General features: G+C 48.5%; 6 protein-coding genes and 1 riboswitch. Of the genes, 4 read left to right on the top strand and 2 right to left on the bottom strand.

Features of this window, described 5'->3' with window-relative positions; translation table 11 throughout:
• The first annotated feature begins 152 nt into the window (after nucleotides 1-152).
• On the top strand, nucleotides 153-1,823 hold the full coding sequence (locus HPY81_11340; protein NPV27996.1) for a M24 family metallopeptidase: 1,671 nt from the start codon (nucleotides 153-155) through the stop codon (nucleotides 1,821-1,823).
• Between the two features lie 79 nt (nucleotides 1,824-1,902).
• Complete coding sequence (nadC, locus tag HPY81_11345; protein ID NPV27997.1) at nucleotides 1,903-2,757, top strand: carboxylating nicotinate-nucleotide diphosphorylase; 855 nt, start codon at nucleotides 1,903-1,905, stop codon at nucleotides 2,755-2,757.
• A 57-nt stretch (nucleotides 2,758-2,814) separates the two neighbouring features.
• Here nadC and HPY81_11350 read toward each other — a convergent pair whose 3' ends face one another.
• The gene (locus HPY81_11350; GenBank protein ID NPV27998.1) at nucleotides 2,815-4,443 is read right to left on the bottom strand and encodes a DUF1957 domain-containing protein; all 1,629 of its coding nucleotides are present in this window, start codon (nucleotides 4,441-4,443) and stop codon (nucleotides 2,815-2,817) included.
• Nucleotides 4,444-4,448: 5 nt separating this feature from the next.
• Nucleotides 4,449-5,255 carry a DUF4912 domain-containing protein gene (locus HPY81_11355; protein NPV27999.1) on the bottom strand — a complete coding sequence of 269 codons (807 nt, stop codon included), beginning with the start codon at nucleotides 5,253-5,255 and terminating at the stop codon, nucleotides 4,449-4,451.
• 228 nt (nucleotides 5,256-5,483) lie between these two features.
• Between HPY81_11355 and HPY81_11360 the strand changes: the two genes are divergently transcribed.
• The gene (locus tag HPY81_11360; GenBank protein ID NPV28000.1) at nucleotides 5,484-6,212 is read left to right on the top strand and encodes a CPBP family intramembrane metalloprotease; all 729 of its coding nucleotides are present in this window, start codon (nucleotides 5,484-5,486) and stop codon (nucleotides 6,210-6,212) included.
• A gap of 51 nt (nucleotides 6,213-6,263) precedes the next feature.
• A complete protein-coding gene (gene rlmD, locus HPY81_11365) occupies nucleotides 6,264-7,622 on the top strand; it encodes a 23S rRNA (uracil(1939)-C(5))-methyltransferase RlmD (GenBank protein ID NPV28001.1) in 1,359 nt (452 codons plus the stop codon).
• A 238-nt stretch (nucleotides 7,623-7,860) separates the two neighbouring features.
• Nucleotides 7,861-7,914: riboswitch (cyclic di-GMP riboswitch) on the top strand. This riboswitch is flagged as partial in the annotation.

A 7,914-nucleotide genomic window follows, 5' to 3' on the forward strand; every position in this document is an offset into this window, starting at 1 on the left:
GTGACTTCACTCCTTTATGGGGTTTTCGGTTTGGTTACTTGAAAACTTCTCCAAATTGGGGTGAAGTCCTTTTTTATGGCCCTAAAATCCTTAGTAAATCAAGTGTTGGAAAATTGCAAAAGGCTCATTAATAATTAATACCATCAAGTGAGATGATCGGGTTGCCCCAATTAATCAGTAATTTACAGGTGATTGCCAGAGAAACCGGTCTGCGATCAGCCGAACGGTTTCTGTACCCAGCCCTTGCTCTGGACGCTCAAAGGGTATACCAACCCTTCCTCCTCAAGACGGAGGGACAGCGGGTTCTACTTATAAACGCCGCGGAACGGGGTAATTTCTCCCTCGGTGAGTTGATACCCACCGTTAAGGTGCGCTACTTGGGCTACTATTTCACGTTTGATGATGCAGATGACTGGCCAGGAACCGAGTTTTGTTCTGCGATTGCTGAAATTATTGGCGAAGCGGCTGAACTTGAAGTCGATGCAGATCTGGTGGTTGGCTATTACTTTCACCTGCGGCAGCAGCAGCGGGTAGTTATTCACGGCAGAAAAGAGAAGGATGCCAAGGTGCACGTTTATAGTATTCCGACGACTGATGTAACGAACAGGTTCACGGAGAGCCGTCGCCAGCTAGAGCCGTTTGCCTGTTTAGTTGCGGCTGAACTCAATGAATATAACGATATAGTCCCTTACCTAGAAGTTACGGAAGATAACCGTTTTAGCTTATTGGATAAGTTGATGACTGAGCAAGGGTTGGACGCGCTTTGGCTCAGTTCTTCCCTTAACCTTCAGGAGGTGACCGGCCTCGGATTTAAAACTTTAGAGCCCAAAATGATTGGGGCTTTATACGTCAAAGGAAGTGACGAAATCTACCTGGTTTGTCCTGAGTTTATCCCTGAGCAAGGCTGGCGTTATCTGGGCCGTTTTTGCTTAGCCGGGTTTCTCCGTCAGCAAATTGGCGAAACGGCTAGCCTGGGTATTGAAGAGGAGAATTTAACTCTCGACGCCTACTTGGCATTACAATGGCCTGAAGAACAGGTTGGACCGGCGACGGCTTTACTGCGTCAGTGGCGCGAAGAGCGGACCGGCGACGATCTATTAGCCTATATCCTGTGCAGTGTCGCTACCAGACGGGGTATAGAAAACGCCCTGGCGTGGGCCGAGGAAGCAATCGGCTTGAAAAAGACGATTACCGAAGCGGATGTCGCCAACCGGTTTAGGGCGGCCCTGGATGCTTTTCAAACCGAACACCGATTGCCGGCCTTTTTTAGAACTGAATTTATCGTCATTCACTCAGGCACGCGCACCTATTACCCGGCCCATCCGGCCGCGGATTATGGACTGTCCAAACACATCAACTCGTTGAAGATTGACGCGGGGGTGTCCCTGGTTAATGCGAAAGGCATCTTGCTCGGTTGTTCGGATTTGGCCAGAACCAGTGTGTTTACGACGGCGGGGGAAAAAATATATGCCTTGGAAAATCGAGCGATTCAGACGATGCTCAGTAACGCCAAAGCCGGGATGACCGGGGAAGACGTGTATCTGATCGGGCTCAGCACGCTGGTTCGCCATCAATCGCTGATTGAAAAAGTGGGCTTGATCCCACCCAATTTTTCACTGTTTCGTCAGTATCACCGACATATGGGCCACATATTAGGGAAACAAGAAAAATCGCGGCTGACGTTTCGCCGGGGAAACCACATTCGCTTAAAACCAGGGATGATCGGTTGCGCGGAGATCCATTGGCCCTACCGGCAGCATTGTATTGCGTTCGAAGACATGTTTCTGGTTACCCCGGCGGGTTTAGTCAATATAACGTGTTAAAGTGGATGCTAAATATTTTAATACTCTTTTGGTTTATGAAAAAATAATATTTAAAAATTGACTGTTGGGAGGGATTGGGTTGAGTCTAAACTGGCGCGCAGTCAGACCGATCATTGAACTGGCTCTGGCTGAAGATATTGGAACAGGAGATGTAACCACAGCGGCGACAGTCCCGGCCGAAGCGAAAACCACTGCCTTTATTCACGCCAAATCGCCGTGTGTTCTGGCGGGTAATGATGTGGCGAGGTGGGTTTTTGAATATCTGGATCCGAATATTCAATACGCCGAGCGAAAGAGGGATGGCGATTTCCTGGCTCCCGGTGAGGTGATTGCTGAACTCGCCGGTTCTGCGCGAGCGATCCTGACGGGTGAGCGGGTCGCCCTCAATTTTCTGCAACGGTTGTCGGGGATTGCCACCCGGACGGCTCGCTACGTGGAACTGGTTAGGCCATATCCCGCGAAAATCGTTGACACCCGTAAGACAACGCCGGGTCTGCGGCTACTGGAAAAGTACGCGGTTACGGTGGGGGGAGGAACCAATCACCGTTTTGGCCTGTACGATGCCGTCTTGATTAAAGATAACCACATTAAGATGGCGGGTGGTATAGCGGAAGCGATCGCCGCGGCCAGAAAAAACATACCGTTTACCATGCGGGTTGAAATTGAAGTGGAAACTCTTGAGCAATTTAAAGTGGCCCTCACGGCCGGGCCAGACATCATCATGCTTGACAACATGACCTACGAGGAGATGACGGAAGCCGTGCGTTTAGCCAATGGACGGGTCAAACTGGAGGCTTCGGGGGGGATTACTGAGGAGACGGTAGTGGCCGTAGCCAAAACTGGGGTAGATTTTATTTCCGTTGGAGCTTTGACTCACACCTATAGCGCGGCCGACATCAGTTTGGATGTGGGTGAGAGTAAAGTTAAATTGTAGCCTGGTCGTCAAAATAAAAAAGAGTACCTTCGTGAAGATACTCTTTAAAGTAATATTTTACTTTGCTGCTAACATCGGGACAAAATCATCGGCACCCCGATAATGACGGCTATAAACCCTGTAGTCAATCTCAGGGAAGATGTTGTTGCGGTTTTCCAAGTCACTTAACCAGCCGGCATCAAGGCGATTTTCCTTGAGGCTATAATAAATTTCCTGCAAATTCCAGAGGTGATCTTTAGTCCGCCTGATAGCGTAATCCACGGCGGTACCGGTTTTCATAATAAACGCCCAGTCACTGCTCTGCGCGAGCAGCAATTCTCGGGCGGCTTGGTTGAGGGCCCGGCGCTCCAGGTCGTTTGGCGAATGATATCGATCGGCAAGTTCAATCATTCGTTCCGCCCCTTTGTGCAGGTGGCGATAAATCCAGTCGTTGCTTTTTTCCAGCCAGACTTCGTTATATCCCTTATTCCCCCAGCTGGACATGTTCGGCACGGCCACCTGATTACAGGGATAATACCGCAGGTACTCGCTGGGGGTGATCAGCTTAAAGACGTTCTGGTCGTAAGCCACTTTTCGAATAAAATAATTTAAAAACATCGGACCTTCAAACCACCAGTGCCCGAACAATTCGGCATCGTACGGGGAAACGATCAGGGGCTGACGGTCCATAATCGCGGCCAAGTATTCAATCTGCTTTTCTCGGTTAAACATGAAGTTGCCGGCGTGGATGGCCGCCTTTTGCCGAGCGTGCTCCGGGATATAGACCTCTTTGTGATTAGTCTTTCCCGTAATACGGTAATACTTCATGCCCGTGTGGATGCGGATGCCATCCGGGTGAATATATGGTTTGATGTAGTCGAAATCCAGGTCAAAACCGATGTCCCGGTAAAAATCACGGTAGTCGTAATCCCCGGGGTATCCTTCTTCTGCGCTCCAGACCTGTTTGGAGGACTCAACATCTCGTCCAAACGCGGCTACCCCTGATGGACAGTAAATCGGCGCAAAAATCCCATACTTTGGCCGTTTCGAGGCGTACAGCACGCCGTGGGTATCGGTAAAAAAGTGGCGGAGGCCAAACTCGCGTAAAATCCAGTCATCTCCAGGATGGTACCCGCACTCCGGCAACCAGATCCCCTGCGGGGAACGACCGAAAAATTTGGTGTGGGTCTCCATAGCAACGGCCACCTGGGCCCTGATCGCTTCGCGATGAATCCCCAGCAATGGAAAGAACCCGTGTGTCGCGCCAGAAGTAATGAGCTCCAGATACCCCTGGTCCTGAAATTTCTTGAAAGCATTCAGAATATTTAATTGGTATTGCTCGCAGAATATGTAACGGGCCTGGTGAAATTGATCGCGGTACATTTCCGCCAGGCGGTAGAACTCGGGCTGATAACGAGTCCGGTCCATTTCCCGTTCGGCCAGTTCGATCAGGTTATCTAAATGTCTGACGTACCGTTGTTGGAGCAAAGGATCGACCAGCATCGAGGCCAGCGGTGGCGTAACTGACATGGTTAACCGCCACTCGACCCCGTCGCGCGACAAATCCTCAAATAGTTTAATCAGGGGAATGTAGGTTTCTGTGATCGCTTCGAATAACCAGCGTTCTTCTAAAAAGTGTTCGTGTTCAGGGTGTCGAACATAAGGCAGGTGAGCATGAAGCACCAGTATCATATATCCTTTGGGCACAGTCATCAATCCTTTCCAGGTTTCTCAGATGTAAATTTCCATTGATTGGTGGGAATTGGCCGATTCATTTGTGGTGAACTGATGCCGAAGGCCAATTCTTGAGCAATCTCGATCCCGTAGGCATATTGCGGAGAACTTACGTTGATCGGCAACTCGCCAATGCGCTGGTAAAGCTTCCGGTCATGTTCGCTGATCAACAGCCATTCCTCGTCGACTACCTCTGAGATGTGATCCAGTGGGGTGGTGACAAAGTTTGAGCGGACCAGAGGTACGTACTGACCAGTTTTTAAAATTAAACCGCGCTCCACACAAAACGTGCGGTTGGGCTGCCCCACATTAATATGCCAGTTGTTCGCGTAGTTATTGATCAGTACGTCATAGTAGACGTGAGCATTGTTTTCATTAAAATAAATACCGGTTGTATCGTAAACTCTCAACACGGGCTGGCTTTCTTCCCAGGTATTAGGACCATAGAGGCGTTCGATCTCGGCTTGCTTTGATGGTGTAATCTCCCAGTAAGCGAAGATCCAGTAAGGGTCCCGAACCAGGGCTACGATCTTGTCTTCTCCATACACCGGTGGGAGTTCATGAACCAAAGTGGATGGTACTAATTTTTCATTGATTTTGTCTGTTGCCGATTTTTCTGTGTTTTTCCTCATCGACCATTCTTCTCCTAACTCAAAATCGTATCTTTGCTGAAAAGCATTCTGGTGAATTCCATATTTTGGTAAGATTTTAAGACCGGCTACAAATGCAATAATCATGTAGCCAATGATAGCCAGGGCCAGGGCAATGATCAGCCACAGTACCATCTTAGTTTACCCCCTGAGCAGTTAAAAAATACCTTCCCCGATGGTGAAGTTTTATTAAAACGACTTCGTCTAATATTATGTCCGTTCAAACCCGGGTTTATTATCGAGACTTGTCGTGAGAAATATGGAGCATTTTACTGCTTCTGTTCAATAACTTTTCGCATAAGAACAAATGAGATATACTTATACTTATCTTTATTCAAAATAAAACGCATTGGAAGTGTTAAGATGCGGAAAACTTTCCCCGGTCACCATTACCCCTGGAAACTGACTGATTTATTGGTAGTCCTGGTGGCTATTGCCGGTGTGGGCTGGTTGTATGACAAGATAGGCCGCGCTATCTTTAGCTTGATGGTTAAAGTGCTGGCTTTTATTCCAGCCACTGATCTGTATTACTTTCTGGTTGGGGCTATTCTGCAAACGCTGATGGTGATCGGGTTGGTGTGCTATTTCAGTTTTGTTAAGTACCAATGCCGACCTGAAGACCTTGGTTTAGGTAATTACCCTTGGCCGCGAGCTTTATGGCTGGGCTTTCTGGGAGGAATCAGCTTGTTTTCTCTGATGTTCGTTGGGGCCAGTTTAATCAGTTTGGTTTATCCTGAGGTACCTGCCCCGCAGCCATTTGCTGAAATCGTGATGCGGGTGAAAAACTGGCGGGAATTGATCATTCCTCTGCTGGTTGGTTCAGTCCTGGCGCCCGTGAGTGAAGAAATGTATTTTCGGGGTTTTGTTTACCCTTATCTTCGGTCCAGACTTGGTGTGCGGATGGCTTTGTGGCTCTCGGCCATGTTTTTTTCCGTGCTTCACCTGGACGTCGTTCGGTTTATTCCTTTGATGTTAGGGGGATTTGGCTTGGCCTGGCTTTACGAGCGGACGGGTTCGCTGTATCCATCAGTTGTCGCGCACGGTGTGTGGAATGGTGTCATGACGTTCATCATATTCTGGAGTGCACATTAGTGCCTGGGAATATCTAGATTGTTTGCGATTTCTGTCGGGGGGACAGTTGGGTTGAGACGGAGTGTTTTGCCACGAACAGAACATGAAAAAATTAAAGCAGAGATTATCCTGGTAATTGAAGGTTTTTCCCACCAGGGAGAAGGTGTCGGTCGGTATGACGGCTGGGCGGTGTTTGTCCCGAATACAATTCCTGGTGAGGAAGTACGGGTGCGCCTGGTAGAGGCGAAAAAGAGCTATCTGCGGGGAGAGATTATTGAGATACTTAAACCTTCTGTTTACCGCACTGAACCGGCGTGTCAACTGGTTAACCAGTGCGGTGGCTGTCAGTTGCAACACATCTGTTACGAAGAACAGCTGCGTCTGAAAACTCAATTAGTGCGTGATGCCTTGGCCCGGATCGGGGGGCTCGAAAAGCCAGTTGTTCAACCAATCATCGGTATGAACGACCCCTGGCGTTACCGCAACAAAGTCGAGTGGCATGGTCGGGAAAGCAACCGCAAGAGTGGACTGGGTTACTTTGCTCCGGGATCACACCAGGTGATCGAGCCAGCGGATTGTTTGCTGTTACCCGAACTCTGGTCGAAAATTCGTCTGGTGGTGCGAAAATATACACCCGAAGTGCGTCATGTTGTCCTGCGCCAGAGTGCGATGAATAATGAAATTATGCTCATTCTGGTTACGGAAACTGAAAAGTTCAGAGGAAAAGATGATCTTGCTCGGGAATTGATGACGAAGTTTCCTCAGATTGTCTCAGTAGTCCAGAACATCAATCCAAAACGGACTTCAGTCCTCTTCGGACCGCAGTGGCTCCTGCTGGCAGGACGGGCCAATCTTACTGATGAACTGGCTGGCCTGCGTTTTGACTTATCACCAGCCAGTTTTTATCAGGTTAACCCGGTCCAGACGAGAGTTTTGTACGCGCAGGTATTAGAGTATGCCGGGTTGGTTGGCCAGGAAACGGTAATTGATCTCTATTGCGGGATCGGCACAATCTCCCTTTTATTGGCCAGACAGGCCAGGAAGGTGTATGGGATTGAAGTCATTCAGGAAGCAGTAGCTGACGCCTGGCAGAACGCTGAGTTGAACGGGATTGATAATGCCGAGTTTATCGTTGGGAAAGCGGAAGAAATTCTACCGAGGTTGGCCAGCCGGGGCATTCAAGCGGATGTAGTTGTTATGGATCCGCCGAGAAAAGGCTGTGAGCGGGTAGTCCTGGAGGCAATAGGCAACTTAAAGCCAGACACAATTATTTATGTTTCTTGCAACCCGGCGACTCTGGCCAGGGATTTGAGTTACTTGACCCAGCATGGTTTTATGGTCGAGGAGGTCCAGCCAGTGGACATGTTTCCGCAGACTGATCACGTTGAGTGCATAGTTCTGATAAAACGTGCCGAAAGCCGCGTGAAATAAGGCTTTGCGAGGATTTAGATGAGCGGTCTTTGAAAGGAAAATAGGATGATAAAACGCATGGTTTTATTTAGCCAAAATGCAATATGAAGGCAACTTCTCAAAGATTAAATGATTGAAAAAGCGGCGTGTCGACAAGAAATATAGAGAAAAATGAAGAAACCCGTTGAAAAAAAAAAAAAAAAATAGTATAATATTACCATATAACTGAGTAGCTGTTACAACAACATAGTTTACATAGACATTACAATGGCAAACCTGCCGAAAGGCAGGGACGCAAAGCCAAGGGCCTAAG

This window comes from Bacillota bacterium (genome assembly GCA_013178045.1).
Taxonomy (GTDB): domain Bacteria; phylum Bacillota; class Ch66; order Ch66; family Ch66; genus Ch66.